The organism is Amycolatopsis thailandensis (assembly GCF_002234405.1).
In the GTDB taxonomy this organism is placed as follows: Bacteria; Actinomycetota; Actinomycetes; order Mycobacteriales; family Pseudonocardiaceae; genus Amycolatopsis; species Amycolatopsis thailandensis.
Genome location: NZ_NMQT01000106.1, coordinates 1 through 19714, shown reverse-complemented (window position 1 = coordinate 19714; position 19714 = coordinate 1). Strand labels below are relative to the sequence as shown.

Below are 19714 nucleotides of genomic sequence, written 5' to 3'. Positions count from 1 at the left end.
GGACCGTCCATAGTGGCTTACCGTTTCCGGTATGCCCGCCTTCCTGGTCGTCCTGCTGCTGCTCGCGGCGGGAGTCGTCACTGTCTCTCCGGCTTCGGCGGCTCCCGTCGCGGCTTGCGCCGCGGGACCGTTGAGCCCGTCGAAACCGGACGGCGCCGTGGTCGTCGCGCCGGGGACCGACCTTTCCGAGAAGACACGCGAGCTCCCGGCCGGCACGACGTTCTGGCTGACCGAGGGCAAGCACACCCTGGGCCAGGACGAGTACGGCCAGATCATCCCGAAGGACGGCAACGTCTACCTCGGCGCACCCGGCGCCGTGCTGGACGGCGGCGGCGTCAACCGCTACGCGTTCACCCAGCAGGCGCGCGACGTCGTCATCCGCGGTCTCACCATCCGCGGTTTCGCGGCGCCGCGGGATCAGGGCGTGGTCAATCACGACTCCGGGGAACACTGGACCATCGAAGGCAACACCATCGAGGACAACCGCGGCGCCGCGATGATGGCGGGACCGCGTCAGGAGATCCTGCGGAACTGCCTGCGGAACAATGGCCAGTACGGCATCAACGCCTACCGGGCGGGCGACGGGATCACCGGCCTGCTCGTCGAGGGCAACGAGATCACCGGGAACAACACCGACGACTGGGAAAAGCAGGTCCCCGGCTGCGGCTGCAGCGGCGGCGCGAAATTCTGGGCGGTGAACGGCGCCGACATCCGCGGGAACTGGGTCCACCACAACCACGGCGCCGGGCTGTGGGCGGACACGAACAACAACGACTTCCTCATCGAGGACAACCTGATCGAGGACAACGAGGCGGAGGCGTTGTTCTACGAGATCTCGTACAACCTCGTGGTCCGCGACAACACCTTCCGGCGGAACACCCTCGTACAGGGACGCGCTTTCGCCGCCCGCGGGGACGATTTCCCGGTCGGCACGATCTATCTCTCCGAGTCGGGTGGCGAACCGCGCATTCCGGCGCGGACTTCTTCGGTGGAGATCGTCGACAACGTTTTCGAGGACAATTGGGGCGGGATCACCGCTTGGGAGAACGCGGACCGCTTCTGCAACAGCCCGGCGAACACTTCCTCCGGCTCGTGCACGCTTCTCGTTCCTTCGGTCTCTTCCTGTTCTTCTCCGGGGATCGGTTCTCGTCCGTTGTACGACGACTGTCGGTGGAAGACGCAACGGGTTTCGATCCACGGCAACAAGTTCTCGCACGGGTCTTCGTGCACGGGGTTGTGCGGGCGGATGGCGCTTTTGGCGAACTTCGGGACCTATCCTGATTGGTCGCCTTATCGGGATTCTTCCGTTTCCGACGCTGTCACGTTCCGGCAGGGGAATCGGTGGTACGACAACGCTTACTCGGGTTCTTGGCGTTTCGTCGCTCATGACACTTCGCGGACTTTGGGGGCTTCGGCTTGGCAGGGGGCTCCTTACTCGCAGGACGCTGGGTCGAGCTTCGGGTGACCGGGGGTCGCGTGACGCTGGGTCGCGCTTCGAGTGACGGGGGGGGCGACGGGGGAAGATTTCGGACGTTGAGTGTCCGGAATCTTCCCCCGTCGACCGAATTTCGTCGTGACAGTTCCGCTCATGCCCCTTCCCGAGCGATCTTGTCGGTGGTGGGGCCCATGGTGATCAGGTGCGCCGAGGAACCTGGACGAACAGTCCCCTACTGACCCGAGGTCCGCTGGTCCTCCGAACGGCAGAACTCGAAGCCGCCGGAGTACCGGACCGGACCATCAGACGCCGCTGCGCTCCTGGCGGGCCTTGGCAACGGCTCCTGCCCGGAGTCGTGCTGCTTCACAGCGGTGCGCCCACCGATGATCAGCTGCTCCAGGGCGCGCTGCTCTACGGGCGCGAAGACACCAGTGTGACCGGTCTCTGGGCGCTTCGCCGCCACGGCATGGAGCGAGTGCCACCACCTCAGGACGTACACATCCTGATTCCCCACGATCGTCGCGTCACGTCGATGGGATTCGTGCACGTCGAGCGGACAAGACGCCTGCCCCGCCCTCATTTCCGTGGAGAGCTCCCGGTGGCGCCTGTCCCCCGCGCCGTCATCGACGCCGCCCGCAGGCTCACCGACGAAGACGAGATCCAGGCGATGATGGCCGAGTCCGTCCAGCGCCGCTTCTGCACCACCGAAATGCTCGCCCGCGAACTCGACCAAGCAGGCCGGACCGGAACAGCTTTACCCAGGAAAGCGCTGGTCCCACTTCTCGCCGGAGCGAGATCCGTCGCCGAGGCCGACGCCTGGCGTCTCTGGCGAAGATCCGGCCTCCCGCCGGGCCACTGGAACGTCCCGATCTTCGACGCGAACGGGAACTACGTCGCCACCGCGGACTTCTGGTGCGACGAGGTCGCCTTCGCCTGGGAGATCGACTCCTACCGCCACCACGCGAATCTCGAAGACCACCGCGTCACGGTCGCCCGGAACGCGAGATACGTCGCGGCCGGGATCGTCGTGCTCCAGACGCTGCCGTCCCGCCTCCGGACCGAGCCGGACCAGGTACTCAGGGAGCTTCACGCCGCGTTCCGGACCGCCCAGGCCCGGCCTCGCCCGAACGTCGCGATCAGGCGAGCCGCGTAGCGTGAGGAGATGGCAGAGACGCCCGAACCACCGCCGGGGCTCACCGATACCCGTGCGCTGCTCGTCGGCTACCTCGACCACAACGCGGCGGCGATCCTCCGCAAGCTTGGCGGTCTCTCCGAGGCCGATGTCCGGCGGTCGACAGTGCCATCCGGCTGGACGCCGCTCGGCATGGTCAAACATCTCGCATGCACCCAACGGCTCTGGATCCGGTATCTGTTCGCCGGTGAGGACGTCGACTGCTCCTGGCCTGGGACCGCCGAACAGGAATGGCTCGTCACACCGGAGGAAACCACCGGCGAAATCCTCACGTTCTTCCGAGGAGAACGCGACAACTGCACCCGGCTGGCCGCCGTCACCTCGCTGGACGCCCGGGCCGCCCGGGCCACTCGCCGCACCGGCGCCGAGGAACACCCGACCTTCGCGTGGGTCTTGTTCCATCTCGCGCAGAGCTTCGCCCGGCACGCCGGGCACGTCGATGTCAGCCGGGAACTGCTCGACGGTGTCACCGGGAAGTGAGGCGGTCCACCGCCCACCCCACCACCGGCACGACAGCGGCAGCGACCCCGAACCCCCCGAAGGTGTCCGTCGGGTAGTGCGCTCCCAGCGCCACCTCGGCCCACCCCATCGCCAGCCCCGCGAAGGCGACCAGCCCCACCAGCACCCAGGCGCCGCCGACGGGCCCGAGCCCTCGCACGTCGATCACCAGCAGCGCGACGACGGTCGCGACGGTCACCGCGAAGGCCGTGTGCCCGCTGGGATAAGACAAGAACTCCCCGTGGATCAGCCTGCCGACCAAGGGTTTCAGGCCGGTGGTCAGCGCCACCGTCACCCCGCTGGCGGCCACCATCAGGATCGCGATCCGCGGCCGCCGGTGCCGCAGGCACAGCCAGCCGAACAGCGCGATGACGACGACCGCGCCGATCGGTTCGCCCGCGAAGTCGATGGCGGTCGCCAGGTACCAGAGCGGCCCCTCGACCCGGTCGACGACGGGGAGCACGAGGGCGTCCAGTCCGGCGAGGTGGGAGGTTCCGGCATAGCGGATGCCGAGGACGAGAGCGACGACGAAGCCGAAAGCGCCCAGCGCCCAGAGCGGGATCCGCGCCCGCGGCGGTAGTGCGGGCGGACCGTCGATCACGCGAAGGACACCGCGTCGATCGCGGCCTGGTAGCCGCCGACGAGGCGTTCCAGGCCGACCTTCGGCGTGAACTCCTGTTCGTAGACCAGCCGCGCCGCCCAGCCCATCTCCTGGTTCCGTTCGGCGTCGCCGACGATCTCCCGCAGGCAGGCCGCGAGAGCCTCGGGGTTCCCGGGTTCGTGCAGCAGGCCGGTGACACCGTCTTCGACGAGTTCGCGGAAGGCGCCGTGGGCGGCGGCGACCGTCGGGACGCCGGCGGCCATCGCCTCGACCACGACCAGTCCGAAGGTCTCCAGCCACTCCGAAGGGGCGAGGACGGCGTTCGAACGGGCGATCAGGTCGCGACACTCCTCTTTGGACTGAAGACCGACGTAGCGGACGTCGTCGCGGCCGTCCGCCCAGCGCGCGACCTCGTCCTGCATCGGGCCGGTGCCCGCGATGACCAGCGGCGGCAGCGGGCCGCCCGCCGCGGCCAGCAGGTCCCACGCCTTCATCAGCAGGCCGACACCCTTTTCCGCGGTGATCCGGCCCAGGAACAGCAGATGCTCCCCCGCGCCCTGACGTGTCTTGCCGGGATCGGTGACGTAGTTGTACTTCACCCCGAGCTTCTCGGCGGGCATCCCGGCGGCGATCAGCACCTCGCGTTGCGCCTTGGAGATGCAGAAGAACCGCGAAACGCCGGACCACCAGCGGTTCCGGTTCAGCATCAGGCTCGCCGCCATCGGCACGGTCGCGAGACCCGAGCCGCGATAACACCCGTGCCGCACCGCCGGGACCGGCGACCGGCCCACGCAGTCGGTGCACACCTGCCCGTCGCGGTACAGCGTGCCGGGTGGGCAGATCAGGGTGTAGTTGTGCACGGTCGCGACCGTCGGGACCCCGGCGTCGGCGCAGGCGGCCAGCACCGACGGCGAAAGCAGCGGGAACGTGTTGTGGATGTGCACGACGTCCGGCCGGTCGTCGGCGAGCCGCCGGGCCAGGTCCGCGCGCGCGGACCGGTTCCACGGCACCTGGAGCGGGACGACGGCCTTGCGCGGCAAGGACATCTCGGCGATGTCGTCGCTGCGCCGCTCGAACAGGCCGACTTCGTGCCCGGCCTCGGCCAGCAGCGCGGTCTCCTGGTCGACGACGTTGTTCTCACCGCTGGGATGCTCGGATCTGTACCGGTTGTGGATCACGAGAACCTTCACGCGGGCTCCTCCAGAAACTCAGGTTCGTCGGTGGGCACCCGCACCAGCAACGACGCGGCCAGGGCCAGATGCAACAGGTAAGGCGACGCGTCACCGAGGCCGGCCTCGGTATAAGACGCGGAAAGACAGTAGGTGATCAGGAAGATCGCGCAGGCCCTGGCGGGCGACGGCGGCCGCAGCACCGCGACCACGACCAGCACGAGCAGGTACGCCGCCACGATCACGATCCCGACGTAACCCTGCTCGTGGTAGACCGCGAGCCAGCTGCTGTCGATCGGGAGCCCGTCGTAGGACTTGTCGGTGAGGCCGACGCCGAACAGGTACTCCAGCGTCGTCCGCGGCGCGTCGAGCAGCGCGTCCCACACCTTCGCGCGGCCGGTGAGGCTGGAGAAGTTCTCCTCGGACTGCCCCCGCAGGAACCACGTCTGCACCAGGCCGCCCAGCGCGACCACGACGAACAGTCCGCCGAAGATCAGGCCGGTGAACACCTTGCGGGCGCGGGCGCTGGACATCCATTGCGAAATCAGCGCCACGATGGTCCCGACGACCAGGCCGAGCATCGCGGTGCGGGTGTGGGTCAGCAGCAGCACCGCGAACGCCGGGACGATGACGACCAGCGCGTGCTTCCGTTCCAGTTTCCCGCTGAGCCACAACAGGATCGTGAGGCCGATGACGACGGCCGCGTATTGGCCGACCTGCGGCGGGGTCAACGGCCAGACCGTGCCGGTCAACCGTCCGCCGTACTCGAACGGCAGCGCGTTGCCGGGGCTCAGCACGAGCCCGATCACCACGGTCACCAGCACCGCGCCGTAAGTGCGGATGTGCTGGCGGACGAGATCGAGGCCGCCGTCCCACCAGCGGGTCAGCAACCACAGTGTGCTGAGGAAGAGGGCGAACCGGAAACACCGGAACAGCGCGCCGAAGCCGCCTTCCAGGTTCAGGCTAGCGACCACGCTCAGCACCGCCAGCAGCGTGAGCAGGAAGAGATAGGCGTTCGGCCGGAACTTCAGCCGGGGGTTCAGGGCGAGCGCGATGATGAAGGCGGTGCCCAGCGCGCCCATGGTGATCAGCTGGCTGACCGACCTCGGCAACGGGATGACTGTCTTCGCCCCTGTCGACCCGAGGGTGTTGATGATCAGCAGCGTCCAGGCGATGGCCGCCGCCTTGGGAAAGCTCCGGATCGCGGGGGCGGGCCGGACGGCGGGATCGAGCATGTCAGCCTCCTCCCGCGCGGGTCAGTTTGCTGCCCTGGTCCTGACGGTAGGGCGCGCCTTGCCATTCGCCGAAGCCCAGCACCCGGCTCGGTTCGAACGCCACGAAGTTCCACGGCCCGGAGTAGGTGTTGTCGTGGAGCCGGTTGCCCTGGTCGAAGGTGATCGCCTGCTGCACGACCTCACCCTTGTACGGCGACCACTCCGGGAACGTGCCGAAGTTCGCGAGCATCGCCATCCGCGCGCAGCTCTCCTCGCAGTTGGTGACGGCCGGGTCGAGCGTGAACCGGTTGTGGTGGATCTCGACGCGCTGGGTCTTCCACCGGCAGTCCTCGTTCAGCGCGCCCGTCGCGATCGCGGGCTGCGCGCATTTCGCCTGTTCGGGCACCAGTCGCGTGCAAGAACCGGACGAGGTGTTGGCGGGGCTGTTGCAGAACCGGTCGGAGTTCTCCCACAGGGTGACGCCGTTCCAGTTGTTCTCGAACGAGTTGCCCGAGATCTCCAGTTTGTCCGTGCGCGCCTTCACCCTCGGTTCGCCCCCGGACTCGGAGATGTAGATCGACGCCACCGGGAAGCTGTCGCCGCGGTCGATGTAGCCCTTGCCGTCCACCCAGTTGTTCCGGCGGATGGTGTTGCCGCGGATGACGGCGTTGTAGCTGGTCTCGTACATCAGGGCGGAGCCGTCGTTGTTCTCGATGACGTTGCCCTCGACGAGGAAGTCGTTGTTGTTCGTGTCGGCCCACAGCCCGACGCCGCGGTTGTCGTGCACCCAGTTGCCGCGGATGTCGGCGCCGTCGACCGACCAGAACTTGATCCCGCCGGAGCAACCGCAGCCGTCGATCTTGCGTTCCCAGTCGCCGGTGTTGTTGCCGGAGATCTCGTTGCCCTCGACGACGAGACCCTTGATCGCGTTGCCCTGCGCGTAGGCGTTCATGCCGTACTGCCCGTTGCGCCGCAGGCAGTTCGCGCGGACCTGCTGCCGCGCGCCCGCCATCAGCGCCGCGCCGTCGTTGTCCTGGACGGTGTTGTGCTCGATGACCCAGCCGTCGGCCGAATCGTGGTTGACCACGCCTTCGTCGTGCGGCGCGGCGAAGCCCCGCACGGTCAGGTACTGGATCTTGACGTCGGCCTCGTGGCCGGAGAAGGCGTACTGGTTGATCTTCCGGCCGTCGAGGATCGCGTCCGGGCCGCCGAGGTAGACGTTGCCCGCCTTCGGGTTGACCTGGTCGTAGCGGTCGTCGCCGAGTTTGTGCGTGCCCGGCGCGAGCCAGAACGTCGTCCCGGCCGGGCTCGACCGCGTCTTCGCGGCGAGGTCGCCGGGCACCGCCGGGTCGATCTTCACCGCTCCCGCCGGCGCTTCGGCAGGCCCCGCCTTCGCCTTGTCGCACACCTGCGCGATCGACCCGGACGGCGCCTGGGCCGGATCAGGCCCCTTCGCGGCTTCGTCCGGCTCAGAGGTACAGGCGGTGAGCGTCAGCGAGCCGAGCAGCACCACGAGTGCTGCCCGGCGGAGACGGTGCGGTCGTGCTGTCACAACGGTGGGTCCTCGTTACTGGTGTCGAAGGTGAGCTCGGTGGTGAAGGTGGCGCCGTCGGCGGCGATACCGCCGCCGTACAGGGTCCACGCGGGCTCGCGCCTGCCGAATCCGGCCGAGTACCAGCCCATCGGCAGGCCGGTCTCACCGCGATGCGCCGACCAGTCCAGCTCCGGCGGCAAGGCGAGAGAGGCCGTCCGGACCCGGCCGTCGACCGTCCAGGACAACGTCGCCGCCGCACCGGAGAGCGAGACCTCGACGGCCGGGCCGAAGTGGAAGGCGAGACGGCAGTGCTGTGCTTCCCCGCCGCGGACCTCGTCGAGGATCCGGAGCGCCGGGTCCGCCAGTTCCACCGACCGCCGGTGGGTCGCCGGGGCGTAGCCGTCGTGTTCCGCGCTCCAGCGCGACGGCGTCCCGGCCGCGATCACCGTGGTGGTGGCGTGTTTCGTCCACAGGAACGGGCCACCGGAGACGGACTGGTCGGTGCGGCCGAGTTCGAGCGTGTTGTGCGCGGCCGTGGACCGGAAGTACGACCGCCACTTCGGCTCGCCGTGGTAGCAGTAGGTGCCGGGATCGGCGAGGATGTCGACGCCGTCGTGCCGGACCTCCACCGAAAGCGCGTCCGCGTGCGCGTGGGCGGCGATCGAGAGGAAGCCGTGCGGGCCGCCGTCGCAGCGAGCCCAGATGACGCCGTCACGCAGGATGGTCATCCCGGCGTCGGCGAAGTCGTCACGGCGCCGCACCGGACGCGTCGTACGGACCTCGATGTCCTTGGCCAGCGCCGAGAAGAGCGTGGTGCGGACGTCACCGTCCCGCGTCTCGGGCCACCAGTCCAACCGTCCGAAAAGGACGGCTCCGGTGTTGAGCAACGACGCCCAACGGCTGGTCTCGTCGCCGTCCACGATAAGCCCGAAGCCGTCGTCGGCGTCACCCTGCCGTGGCGGACGCAACCGGTTGTCCACAATGGACGCCAGCGCGTCGGTCATCCGCAGCAGCACGAGCCAGGCCGATTCGGGCACCGCGACCCCGGCGGCCTTCGCCTCCAGCGCCGCGGCGAGCCCCAGTTCCAGGACGAGCCCGTGGTACTCGGTGGCGAGCTCGCGGTTGATGCCGGAATCAAAGGTGTTGTGACACAACATCTTGTCCAGCGACGTCAGCGCCGCATCCCGCCACCGGTCCGATTCGGGGAACCAGGCGAACGCGCAGGCGGCGGCGAGCTGCCCGGCGTCCTCGGCGATCACGTGGTTGTTCGCCGAGGAACCCCGGCTCGGGAACGCGGCCAGCCAGCGCTGGTGATGCCAGATCTGGGTGAGCGCCTCCGGGTTGTCCTCGAACAGCGCCGGGGCCTGCGCCCAGCCGTCGAGCAGCCGCCGGACCCACACCCACGACAGCAGCCGGATGCCGAGTTCGATCCCGCTGACCCAGTGCACCCCGCGCATCGGCGGGTTGGCCGCCCACCACGACTTCAGGTGCGCGGCGACGCGTTCGGCGTAGCGGTCCTCGCCGGTCAGGGCGTACGCGGCGGCCAGCACGGTGAGGTGCTGGTGCCGCGACGGCTCCCAGATCTGCTTGATGTCGCCGACGGTGTCCTCGCTGCGGTACGGCACGTCGAAGGAGTACACATCGGACGGCGCGCGGCGGCCGGTCTTCGGGTCGTACGACCAGTCCGGGTCGACGAGGTCGTCCCGTTCGACGCCGAAGTACTCGGCGTGCCCGTCCATCAGGCGGTCCGCGGTGACGAGCAGATCCTTCACCGCCTCACCCGAGACGGCGGCGAGGACGTCTTCGCCGGGTGCCGACGCGAACCGGCGGTCCGCCAGCCAGACCGGTTTGTCCCCCGCGACCCCGCGCCACTGGCGTTTGCGCACGACGTCGGTGACCCGGCCCGCGACCTCGGCGGGCCCCATCCGCGACAGTCTTCGCAGGTACCAGGACGGATCCATCAGCTCAGCCCCTCGGTACCGATCCGGACCGCCGCGCCGGTCTCCAGGCTGCGGTTGACCGCGAGCGTGGCCAGCGTCGTCGCGACGAGCGACTCGACGGAGACCGGCATTCCGACGCCGGTCTTCAGCGCGTTGACGAACGCCTCCAGCTCGGCGGCCTGCCCCTTGTCCCGGCCCTTGGGGATGCGGGAGCTGGCCCACTTCTTGCGGCCGAACACCGACGCGCGCGCGAAGTCGTCGAACTTCAGCACCTTGCCGTCGGCGGTGACGTCGATCGTCTCCTTGGGGAACGCCGACGAACCGCTGGTGGTGTAGGCGATCGACGCGGTCGAGCCGTCCGGGTAGCGCAGCAGGATCTGGAGGTCCTGGTGGCCGGGCGTCGCGGTGGCGTACACCGAGACCGGGTCGGAGCCCAGCAGCCAGCTGACCGTGTCGATGAAGTGCCCGCCCTCGCCCGCGAACCGCGAACCCTCGCTGTCGGCCTGGTTGTACCAGCTGCCGGCGTCGAGCTGACCGGCGTTGACCAGGTACCGCACGGAAGCCGGGCCGATCCGCGGCCCGAAGTGGAGCACCGACTCGTTCAGCAGCGGCGCGAACCGGCGGTTGAACCCGACCTGCAGCCGGTCGTTGCCGGACTCCTCGATCGCGCCGAGCACGATCTCGAGTTCCTTCTCCGACAGCGCGAGCGGCTTCTCGACGAAGACGGCCTTCCCCGCGAGCAGCGCCCGCCTGGTCAGCTCCGCGTGCGAGCTGTGCCGGGTCACGATGAACACGGCGTCGATCGAGGAGTCGTCGAGCATCGTGTCGAGATCGGTGGTGGCGCGGCCGAAGCCGAACTTGCGCTTGGCGTTCGCGCCCGAAAGCGCGGAGGTGGTGACGACCTCGGTGAGGTCGACGCCCTCCATCTCCGTCAGATGCGGCAGGAGCATCGAGGACGCGTAGTTGCCGGCGCCGATGAAGCCGATCCGCACGCCGCCGGGCATCGGCACCGCGCGCGTGGTCACCTTCTTCGGGACGGCGACCGAGGTGACGTGCTCAGTGGCGGCGGCGGCGCGCTTCTCGTACTCGAACAGCACCGCGACGGCCTTGAGCTCGCCCTCGTTCAGCTTCCGGTACGTCTCGACGGCGTCGGAGAACTCCGAGACGTGCGAGATCAGCGGCTCGACGTCGAGACGGCCGCTGCCCATCAGGTCGACGACGCATTCGAGGTTGCGGCGCTCGGTCCAGCGGACCTGACCGATCGGGTAGTCACGGCCTTCGAGTTCGTACTCCGGGTCGTAGCGGCCGGGACCGTACGAGCGGGAGAACCGGACGTCGAGTTCCTTTTCGTAGTAGGCGTTCCACGGCAGGTTCAGCGAGCACTTGCCGATGTCGATCACCCGGCCGCGGTCGCGGGCCAGCTTCGCGGCGAGCTCCACCGGCTCGTTCGTGCTGCCGCCCGCGGCGAGGTACACCTGGTCGACGCCGTGCCCGGAGCTGATCTCCGCGACCGCGGTGTCGATGACCCCGGACGACGGGTCACCGCACTTCAGCGCGCCGAGCTGTTCGGCGAGCGCGCACCGCGACGGGTCCGGGTCGACGCCGACCACGCGGACCCCGGAGGCGACCAGCAGCTGCACGACCAGCTGGCCGATCAGGCCGAGCCCGATGACCAGCGCGATGTCGCCGATCTGCGGTTCGCCCTGGCGGACACCCTGCATCGCGATCGAGCCGACCGTGCCGAACGCGGCGTGCCGCGGGTCGACGCCGTCGGGCACCTTGGAGTACAGGTTCTTGGGCACCCAGTTCAGTTCCGCGTGCAGCGCGTGCTCGTTCCCGGCGCACGCCACGTAATCCCCGACGGCCACGTCGTGGATGCCCGCGCCGACCTCCTCGACGACACCGCACAGCGAGTACCCCAGCGGCGTGTACGAGTCGAGCTTGTTCATGGCCTTGCGGTAGGTGGCGCCGAGCCCGTTGGTCGCGACGCTCTGCATCACCTTCGCGACCTGGTCCGGCCGCGCCTTCGCCTTGCCCACCAGCGAAAGGCTCGCCTCGGACACCTTCATCATCTCGGTGCCGGTGGAGATCAGCGAATAGGCGGTGCGGACCAGCACACCGCCCGCCTTGCACGCGGGGACTTCGACGTCGAGGAGCGCCAGCTCCCCGCTCTTGTAGTTCTGCACTACCTGCTTCACGTCGCTCCTCAGCGATCAGGTGGTCCGGGCCGCGACGGCGCCGCGGTACCAGTACTCGAGGGTCAAGATGTGCCAGAGGTGCTTGGACCGGTCCTGCTGCCCGGACGCGTCTTCGTCGACGAGCTTCCGCAGGGCCTCACGGCGGAGGAACCCGGCCTTCACCAATTCACCTTCGTTCGTCACCTCGCGCACCAGTGGCGCGAGGTCGCGGCTCATCCAGGCCCGCAGCGGCGCGCTGAACAGGCCCTTCGGCCGGTGCACGATCTCGGCGGGGAGGATCGACAGCGCCGCTTCCTTCAGCGCCATCTTCCCTTGGCGCTTCACGATCTTCTTGTCACCGGGGATCCGGAACGCGGCCTTCACGACCTCGATGTCGACGAACGGCGTCCGCACCTCGGTCGACGCCGCCATGCTGGACCGGTCGGTGTAGGCGAGGTTGAGCCCCGGCAGGAAGAGCCGGGAATCGGCGAGGCACATGCGGTTCACGAAGTCGGACAACGTGTTGTCGTGATAGGTGTCCGCGTGCTCGGTGATGACGTCGTCGACGGCGCCCGCGAGGTCCGGGTTCAGCAGCCCGGCGAGTTCGGCCTGGTCGTACATCGTGTAGCTGCGCCGGAACGCGGTCTCCTCCGGCAGTTCCGCGAACGAGAGGAACCGCTTGGCGAACCGGACCGACCGGAACCCGCGCTTCGACGTCGCCACCGGCAGTCTGTCCACAAGGGACTCGACCGGACGGCGGACGAGACCGGGCACCCGCTGGTACTGCACGGCGATCTTGTTCGCGAGGTGCTTGCGGTACCCGGCGAACAGCTCGTCCGCGCCCATCCCCGAAAGCATCACCTTGACGCCGGCCTCGCGCGCGGCGGTGCAGATCAGGTAGCTGTTGATCGCCGCCGGATCGCCGATCGGCTCGTCGAGGTGATATGTCATCCTCGGCAGCAGGTCGAGCACCTGCGGCGCGATCTCGATCTCGTGCAGGTCGACACCGAACTTCGCGGCGACCTTCTTCGCGTACATCAGGTCGTCCGGCATCGCCTCGAACTTCGCGTCCTCGGCCCGGAAACCGATGGTGTACGCGGAGATCCCCGGCTGCTCGCGCGCCGCGAGCGCGGTCAGGTAGCTCGAGTCGAGCCCGCCGGAGAGGAACGTCGCGACCGGCACGTCGGCCATCAAGTGCTTGCGCGTGGAGTCCTCGATGACGGCATTGAGGTCGAACTCGCCCTCGGTGTTTTTCCCGCCCCCCTCTCCGAGGTACCCACCCCCCATGGCGGCGCCTTCCTCGGCGACCTGGCGCAGCGACCAGAAGGTGCCGCGCTCGACGTCACCGTTCGGGCGGAACCGCGCCCAGCTGCCCGGCGGGAGTTTCTCGGCCTCGGTGAACGCGCACCGGCCGTCCGGGACCCAGTAGTAGAGCAGGGACGCGACGAGCGCGGTGTCGTCGACGGTCAGCGAGCCGCCCAGTTCCGTGGCCAGCGCCTTGAGCTCGGACGCGAACGCGACGCCCTTGCCGCGGCGCACCAGGAAGAGCGGTTTGATGCCCAGCTGGTCGCGGACCAGCGTCAACGCTCCGCTGCGCTCGTCGAAGACACCGAACGCGAACATGCCGCGCAGCCGGTGCAGGCCCTCGGTGCCCCACTTGCGCCAGGCCTCCAGGACCACCTCGGTGTCGGACGTCCCCCGGAACCGGACGCCGCCGTCTTCGAGTTCCTTCCGCAGTTCCGGCGAGTTGTACAGCTCACCGTTGTAGGTCAGCGCGAGCCCGTCCTTGACCATCGGCTGCGCGCCGGTCTCGGTCAGGTCGACGATCGACAGCCGACGGTGTCCTAAGTGGACTTCACCCTCACCGGCCCGGTGGTCGTACCGGCCGGAACCGTCGGGTCCGCGATGGGCGAGGATCTTCGTGAGCCGATCGGTGAGCGGTCCCCCGTCCGGCCAGAAGTAGGCCCCTGCGATGCCGCACATCTGCTTTCTCTCCCCTTATAAGGCTTCGGCGTTATCCGGTGACACAGGCGAGAATCGTTTGGTCGGCTGGTCCGCGTTGTCGTGGTCCTCGGGCCGCTTGTACGGCGTCGGCGGACGGCGTCGCGGGGCCTTCTTCTCCCTCGGCGGCTCCAGGACCCGCTCGACGGTGCGCTCGGCGTCCGTCTCGACCGGCGCCACCGTCGAAAGCCGCCGCACCGGGGTTTCCTCGGGGAACATCTCGACGGGCTTCGGCGCGGGCCTCGGACGCCGCTCGGCGGCGATCTGGCGCTCGGGCAGGACCTTGCGCTCCGGCACCGCCACCCGGGCGGGCGCCACCGGGCGGGCGGGCGCCACCGGCAGCGCGGGCACGGGCACCGGTTCCGCAACGGCACCGGCGCGTCCGCGCAACGCGGTGTGCAGTCCGTCCCACAGCGTCCCGTCAGTGTGGTCACGCGGATCCGGGTCCACCAGGACGACCCCGATGATCGGGATGCGCCGGTCCGCCAGCTGACGGGCGACGGTGTGCAGCCATTCGGTGTTCGCGTGCGCGGTGCGGACGACGAGGATCGTCTCCTCACCGAGGAATTCGAGGTCGGTCCACGCCGTGCCGGGTTCGATCGAGCCGACGCCGATACGGCGTTCCTTGCGCTCCACCGGCGCGTCCACGCAGTCCAGGACCTGGATCGGGGCGTCACCCGCCAGCTGGCGGAGGTTCGCCTTCGGCAGGTCGTCGACGAGCGAGACCGGCCCCTTCCCGGCCAGTTCGCGCGCCATATCGACGGCGAGCTCGGCGGTGACCTGACGGGCGCCGAGGTCGAGCAGCGACACCGAACCGCCCTCCTGGGAGACGGCGCGGACCAGGGTCGCCGCGACCCGCTGCCGCCGGGTCGCCGCCCGCGAACGCCGCAGGAACCGCGGCGGTTTGGGCAGCTGCGCGATCACGGAGGCGCCGAGGTGCCGCGAGATCTCCCGGCGAAGCACCGGCCGGTCCTTCACCACGCTCGTGATGGCCGCGAGCCCGAGTCCGGCGAACAACCCCAGCGCGAGGCCGATCCCCATGTCGGTGCCGAGGGTCTTGAGCAGCGACCGCGGCAGGATCCGCGGCGCGTCCACGATCTGCGTCCCGGCGGCGACCTTCGGCGTGCCGATGCCCGCTTCCTGCGCGCGGCCGTCGTAGTCGGAGATCTTGGAGGTCAGCTCCGCCCGGCGCGAGTACAGCCGTTCCAGCTGGGCCGGGTTGGCGTTGCGGCCTTTGGCCTCTTCGGTGACGATCGACGCTTCGATCGGGGTGAGCTCGTTCTGGGCCTGGTTGCGCTGGTCGAGCAGGGCCTTCTGCTGCGCCGCCGCGGCCGCCTGGTTGCGGCCGATGTACTCGGCGATGAAAGCGTCGGAGATCGCCTGCGCGCGGGCCAGCGCCTCCTCCTTGGTCTTGCCCTTGACCGTCAGCTGGAGGACGTTGTTGGTCAGCCCGAGCCCGTCGTAGTCCTTGAGGAACTCCTCGGGCGGCTGGGTGCTGTTCAGTTTCTTGAGCGCCTCGCCGGCGGTCTTCGTGGTCTTGAGCACGGCGACGTCGGTCCGCATCAGCGTTCCGCTGTCGGTCGGCGAGTCGTCGGGGTGGATGACCAGGATCTGCGCCACCGCGGTGGGCGGCGACGGCAGGAGCATCGCGATGAGCCCGCCGGCGATCAGCCCGAGCAGGGCGGTGGCCGTCCACAGGCGGCGCCGTCTCCGGATCGAGACGACCAGCCGCTGGAGGTCGATGAGCGGTTCGGATTTGGTCTTCTCTGCGCTGGTCACGCGGTACCTGCCAGTGCTTCGTGGTCGGTGGGGGTGGTGGCGCCGGAGCGGGTGCGGGTCGGCCGGACCGGGCGGATCAGCACGGTGCCCACCACGGCGAGCCCGGCGTCGGCGATGGCTTCGGCGATCCCGACCAGCTCCCAGGCGGACCGGGAACCGAGGCCGGCCACGACGAGGATCCCTTCCGCGTCGCTTTCTTCGATGATCGGCCGCACCGGGGAAACCGTCGCCACGGTGAGCCACCGGTCGGCGAGAGCGGCGAGCCGCTCGGCGGCCACCTGCCCGGCGTGGTCGTCTTCGGCGGCCACGACGAGCAGCCGCCGGTTCGGCAGCCGGGAGACCAGCCGCCGGTAGTGGACGTCGACGTCGATCTCGTCGGCGAAGACGTCGACCCGCGGGGTGTTCCACGGCCTGTCGTCGCGGAGGAGCTTGGCGCGCAAGGTCTTCGCGGCGGGGTGTTCTTCGACGGCGTCGAAGGTGGCCAGCACCGGACCGCCGACCGCCGCGGCGATCTCCTCCTCGTCCTTCAGCCGCCTGTCGGTGCGGGCGGTGAAGAGGTGCCCGAACAGGCCGACGATGAAGAACAGCAGCGCGCCGCCCAGCGCCAGCTGCGGCAGCGTGGGCGCCGCGGGCGAGGACGGCAGCTCGGCCGAGCCGAGCACGACCATGTTGCCGAGCCCGCTGGCGGTGTCGGCCGCGTTCAGGGTGGACATGGCCGACTCGATCGACGTGCGCAGGCCCTGCAGTTCGGTGCGGAGCTGGACGCTCTCCACGGTCGTCTTGCCTTCGTTGACCTTCGTGGAGAGTTCGCTGATCCGCTGGTTCGTCTGCGCGACCTGCTGCCGCAGCGTCTCGCGGCGCTCCTGCGCCAGCTGCACCGCGGCGTCGCCGGAGCCGGCGATGATCTGCGTCGAGTACTTCACGAACTCGCTCGCGACCTGGTCGGCCAGCCGCTGCGTCTGTTCGGCGGTGTCGCCGGTGACACCGATGGTGATGACATTGCCCTGTGCGACCGTCGTGGACACCCTGTCTCGCAGGTCCGCGCCGGTCTCTCCGTCACCGAGCCCGGCGGCGGCCCGGTCGAGCACGACCGAACTGGTCGCCACCGCGGCCTGGGTGAGCAGTTCGTCCGCCTCGCGCGGGCCTTGCAGCAGCACGCTGGACGACGTGCGGTAGCCGGGAGAAAGGATCACCGACGATCCCGCGCCGATCAAGGCGCCGAGGAGGGCGAGGGCCACCAGGGTCCGCCATCGCCCGCGCAGAACCTGTCCGATCATGGACAGGCGCACCGTGTCGTCAGTCAAAGCCGGGATCTCCCATCGGTGCGTGCGGGTGCAGCATCAATCCCGTCGGAGCGACCGCGATGTTGGTTACAGGTTTGCGCGAGTCTTGTTCAAAACGCGATCGGGAAGTCGATCAACGGACGGCGGCCGCGTAGGCCGCGAGCAGGGCTTTCTGGGAGTTCTCCCAGGAGAGCGGACCGGCGACGCGCTCCCGGCCCAGCTCACCCATCTTCGCCCGGTCCTCCGGCGAGTCGAGCAGATGCGCGATCAGCTTCGCGAACTCCGGCTCGTCGTTCGCCGGCGCGTACAGCGCGGCCTCCCCGGCCGAGACCCGGGCCTCCCGCAGCTCGAAGGAGACGATCGGGCGGCCCATCGCCATGTACTCCATGACCTTGTTCATGGTCGACACGTTGTTGAGCGGGTTCAGGGGGTCCGGCGAAAGGCAGACGTCGGCCGAGGACAGGTAGCGCAGCAGGTCGGCGTCGGAGACGCGGCCGGTGAAGTCGACCTGGTCGTCGAGTTTCAGTTCCTTGGTCAACGCGACCATGGCGTCGAAGGCGTCACCCGAGCCGATGAACACGGCGTGCCAGTCGGTGCGGCCGACCTCGTCACGCAGCGAAGCGAGCGCGCGCAAGGCGTAGTCGACGCCGTCCTGCGGTCCCATCACACCGAGGTACGCCAGCAGGTGCGGCTTGCCCTTCTTCAGCTCGGGCTCGGCCTCGACCTGGTGGAACCGCTCGACCACGGGCGCGCTGCGCACGACGAAGACGTCGTCCGGCGACTTGCCGCCGCGCTTCACGGCGACGTCCTTGTAGCTCTCGTTGGTCGCGATGACGACGTCGGCCGTCTTGTAGGTGCGGCGCTCCAGCGCGCAGACCGCGCGGTAGAGGAGGTCCTCGCCGCGGTCGAAGCGCGAGAGGTACAGCTCGGGGCAGAGGTCGTGCTGGTCGAAGATGAACTTCGCGCCCTGGCGCTTGAGGTACAGCGCGACGAGGAACAGCATGTCCGGCGGGTTGCAGGCGTGCACGACGTCGACTTTTCCGCCCTTGCCGACCTTGCGGGCCAGCCGGAGCGTGTGCCAGAGCGCCGAGCCGTACTCCTGGACGTACCCGGCCGGACCGCCGGTGGCGGCCTTCAGCGGGTAGCGCAGGATGTGGACGCCGTCGATGGTGACTTCGGCTTCGGTGTCCCGTTTCGTCCCTTGTGGACAGATGACGTGGACTTCCCAGCCGGCGTCGCGAAGTGTCTGACACTCCTGCCAGACGCGGCGATCGAAGGGGACGGAAAGGTTCTCGACGAGGATGAGAGCTTTACCAGGCAAGACCGACATATCCCTCTTCAGTCCGGCGCCGGTCGGCGTCCGGTACGCGGACGAGATCGATGATGGTGCGGCCGCCGCCCGCCGGGAGCGCCGCGAGGACCTCCGGGTCGGCGCTGCCGATGAGGCAGACCTCGGCGTGGTCGACGACTTCTTCGATGGAACCGGCCAGCAGCTGGCCGAGATGAGGGAGCCTGCCCTCGATGTACTCGCGGTTCGCGCCCATCAGCCGGGAGAGGCTGACGTTGGCGTCGTAGATGCGGAGGTCGTAACCCTTGCCGAGCAGCCGCTCCGCGAGCTCGACGAGCGGGCTCTCACGGAGGTCGTCGGTGCCGGGCTTGAAGGACAGGCCGAACAGCCCGATCTTGCGTTTTCCGGTGTGCGCGACCAGATCGAAGGCACGCTGGAGGTGTTCGTCGTTAGAGGGCAGCACGTGCGAAAGGATCGGGACGGCGACGTCCGCGCGATGCGCGGCGTAGACCAGGCCACGCAGATCCTTGGGGAGGCACGAGCCGCCGAAAGCGAACCCGGGGCGAAGGTAGGCGGGGCTGATGTTGAGCTTGCGATCGGCGAGGAAGACGTCGATCACCTGGTGCGAGTCGAGCCCCAGGGCGCGGCAGATGGCGCCGAGCTCGTTCGCGAAGCCGATCTTGAGACCGTGGAAGGAGTTGTCGGCGTACTTCGTCATCTCGGCGACCGGGATCGCGACCCGGAAGACCTCGCCGGGAAGCCCTTCGTAAAGCGCCGCCACGACGTCACCGCTGGCCGCGTCGAGCTGGCCGATGACGGTCTTGGGCGGGTCGAAGAAGTCCTTGACGCTGCTCCCCTCGCGCAGGAACTCGGGGTTCACCGCGACCCCGAAGTCGACGCCGGCGGTGAGGCCGGACGACTTCTCGAGGATGGGGACGAGCAGGTCCAGGCAGGTGCCCGGGAGCATCGTGCTGCGGAAGACGACGGTGTGCCGCTCGGCCTTGTCCCTGAGCGCCTCGCCGATCTCCTCGGCGACACGTTCCAGGTACGCCGTCGACAGGCTGCCGTTCGGCGCCGACGGGGTACCGACGCAGATCAGGGAGACTTCGCTGTCCGCGATCGCCTGTCTGACGTCGGTGGTGGCTCTCAGCTTGCCCTGCGCGACCACCTCCGCGGTCAATTCCCCGATACGCTCCTCGACCACCGGCGCCTTGCCGCCGGAAATGAGGTCGATCTTCACCGGGTTCACGTCCACCCCGACGACCTCGTGCCCGCGCCCGGCAAGGCACGCAGCCGACACGCAACCGACGTAACCGAGCCCGAAGACACTGATCTTCATGACGAATTCCTCCAGCCGCATTCCGCTGCCCGTTGGTCGGCGGACGGACCGGGTTCGTTACCGCCGTCCGCAACTCGCCTGCTTTTGGCGGAATGCCTGTGCGGCAAGGGAATTACTCATCGCTCGACGAGGCCGAAACGCTACAGGGAGCGCGTAACGATCTCGTGAGGGATTGGGCAGGTGAGAGGGAAGGGCGACAGGGGAGGCGTCGGTCGGGGTGGTCGTGAGTGGTAAGTGACGTTCTAACGTCACTTACCACTCACG

Annotated in this window: 14 protein-coding genes; 3 read left to right on the top strand and 11 right to left on the bottom strand. The window is 69.0% G+C overall.

Features of this window, described 5'->3' with window-relative positions; all coding sequences use genetic code 11:
• The first annotated feature begins 31 nt into the window (after nt 1–31).
• From CFP71_RS29585 to CFP71_RS29570, 3 genes are all read left to right on the top strand, one after another.
• Nucleotides 32–1465, top strand: coding sequence for a right-handed parallel beta-helix repeat-containing protein (locus tag CFP71_RS29585; RefSeq protein WP_093937245.1), 1434 nt, complete (start codon nt 32–34; stop codon nt 1463–1465).
• A gap of 325 nt (nt 1466–1790) precedes the next feature.
• Nucleotides 1791–2588, top strand: coding sequence for a hypothetical protein (locus CFP71_RS44335; RefSeq protein WP_341866905.1), 798 nt, complete (start codon nt 1791–1793; stop codon nt 2586–2588).
• Between the two features lie 9 nt (nt 2589–2597).
• Nucleotides 2598–3107, top strand: coding sequence for a DinB family protein (locus tag CFP71_RS29570; protein WP_093937242.1), 510 nt, complete (start codon nt 2598–2600; stop codon nt 3105–3107).
• Here the strand turns inward: CFP71_RS29570 and CFP71_RS29565 are convergent.
• From CFP71_RS29565 to CFP71_RS29515, 11 genes are all read right to left on the bottom strand, one after another.
• Nucleotides 3094–3726 (bottom strand): phosphatase PAP2 family protein, encoded by a 633-nt coding sequence (locus tag CFP71_RS29565; protein ID WP_093937241.1) that lies wholly within the window; start codon nt 3724–3726, stop codon nt 3094–3096. The two genes, CFP71_RS29570 and CFP71_RS29565, sit on opposite strands and share 14 nt — an antisense overlap.
• Nucleotides 3723–4916, bottom strand: coding sequence for a glycosyltransferase family 4 protein (locus CFP71_RS29560; protein WP_093937240.1), 1194 nt, complete (start codon nt 4914–4916; stop codon nt 3723–3725). The genes CFP71_RS29565 and CFP71_RS29560 overlap by 4 nt, the downstream gene beginning before the upstream one ends.
• Nucleotides 4913–6130, bottom strand: coding sequence for an O-antigen ligase family protein (locus CFP71_RS29555; RefSeq protein WP_093937239.1), 1218 nt, complete (start codon nt 6128–6130; stop codon nt 4913–4915). The genes CFP71_RS29560 and CFP71_RS29555 overlap by 4 nt, the downstream gene beginning before the upstream one ends.
• 1 nt (nt 6131) lies before the next feature.
• Nucleotides 6132–7661, bottom strand: coding sequence for a right-handed parallel beta-helix repeat-containing protein (locus tag CFP71_RS29550; protein WP_093937238.1), 1530 nt, complete (start codon nt 7659–7661; stop codon nt 6132–6134).
• Nucleotides 7658–9604, bottom strand: coding sequence for an alginate lyase family protein (locus CFP71_RS29545; RefSeq protein WP_093937237.1), 1947 nt, complete (start codon nt 9602–9604; stop codon nt 7658–7660). The genes CFP71_RS29550 and CFP71_RS29545 overlap by 4 nt, the downstream gene beginning before the upstream one ends.
• Nucleotides 9604–11781: a bi-domain-containing oxidoreductase gene (locus tag CFP71_RS29540; protein ID WP_093937236.1), complete on the bottom strand. Its 2178-nt coding sequence runs from the start codon at nt 11779–11781 to the stop codon at nt 9604–9606. Before CFP71_RS29540 ends, CFP71_RS29545 begins: the two co-directional genes overlap by 1 nt.
• A 15-nt stretch (nt 11782–11796) precedes the next feature.
• A complete protein-coding gene (gene asnB / locus CFP71_RS29535; RefSeq protein ID WP_093937235.1) occupies nt 11797–13743 on the bottom strand; it encodes an asparagine synthase (glutamine-hydrolyzing) in 1947 nt (648 codons plus the stop codon).
• A gap of 15 nt (nt 13744–13758) precedes the next feature.
• Nucleotides 13759–15540 carry a Wzz/FepE/Etk N-terminal domain-containing protein gene (locus CFP71_RS29530; protein WP_093937234.1) on the bottom strand — a complete coding sequence of 594 codons (1782 nt, stop codon included), beginning with the start codon at nt 15538–15540 and terminating at the stop codon, nt 13759–13761.
• Nucleotides 15537–16817, bottom strand: coding sequence for a YveK family protein (locus tag CFP71_RS29525; RefSeq protein ID WP_093937263.1), 1281 nt, complete (start codon nt 16815–16817; stop codon nt 15537–15539). Before CFP71_RS29525 ends, CFP71_RS29530 begins: the two co-directional genes overlap by 4 nt.
• 139 nt (nt 16818–16956) lie before the next feature.
• Entirely contained in the window at nt 16957–18153 is a 1197-nt protein-coding gene (locus tag CFP71_RS29520) for a glycosyltransferase family 4 protein (protein WP_093937233.1), read from the bottom strand.
• Complete coding sequence (locus CFP71_RS29515; protein WP_093937262.1) at nt 18134–19450, bottom strand: nucleotide sugar dehydrogenase; 1317 nt, start codon at nt 19448–19450, stop codon at nt 18134–18136. The genes CFP71_RS29520 and CFP71_RS29515 overlap by 20 nt, the downstream gene beginning before the upstream one ends.
• Nucleotides 19451–19714: the final 264 nt, after the last annotated feature.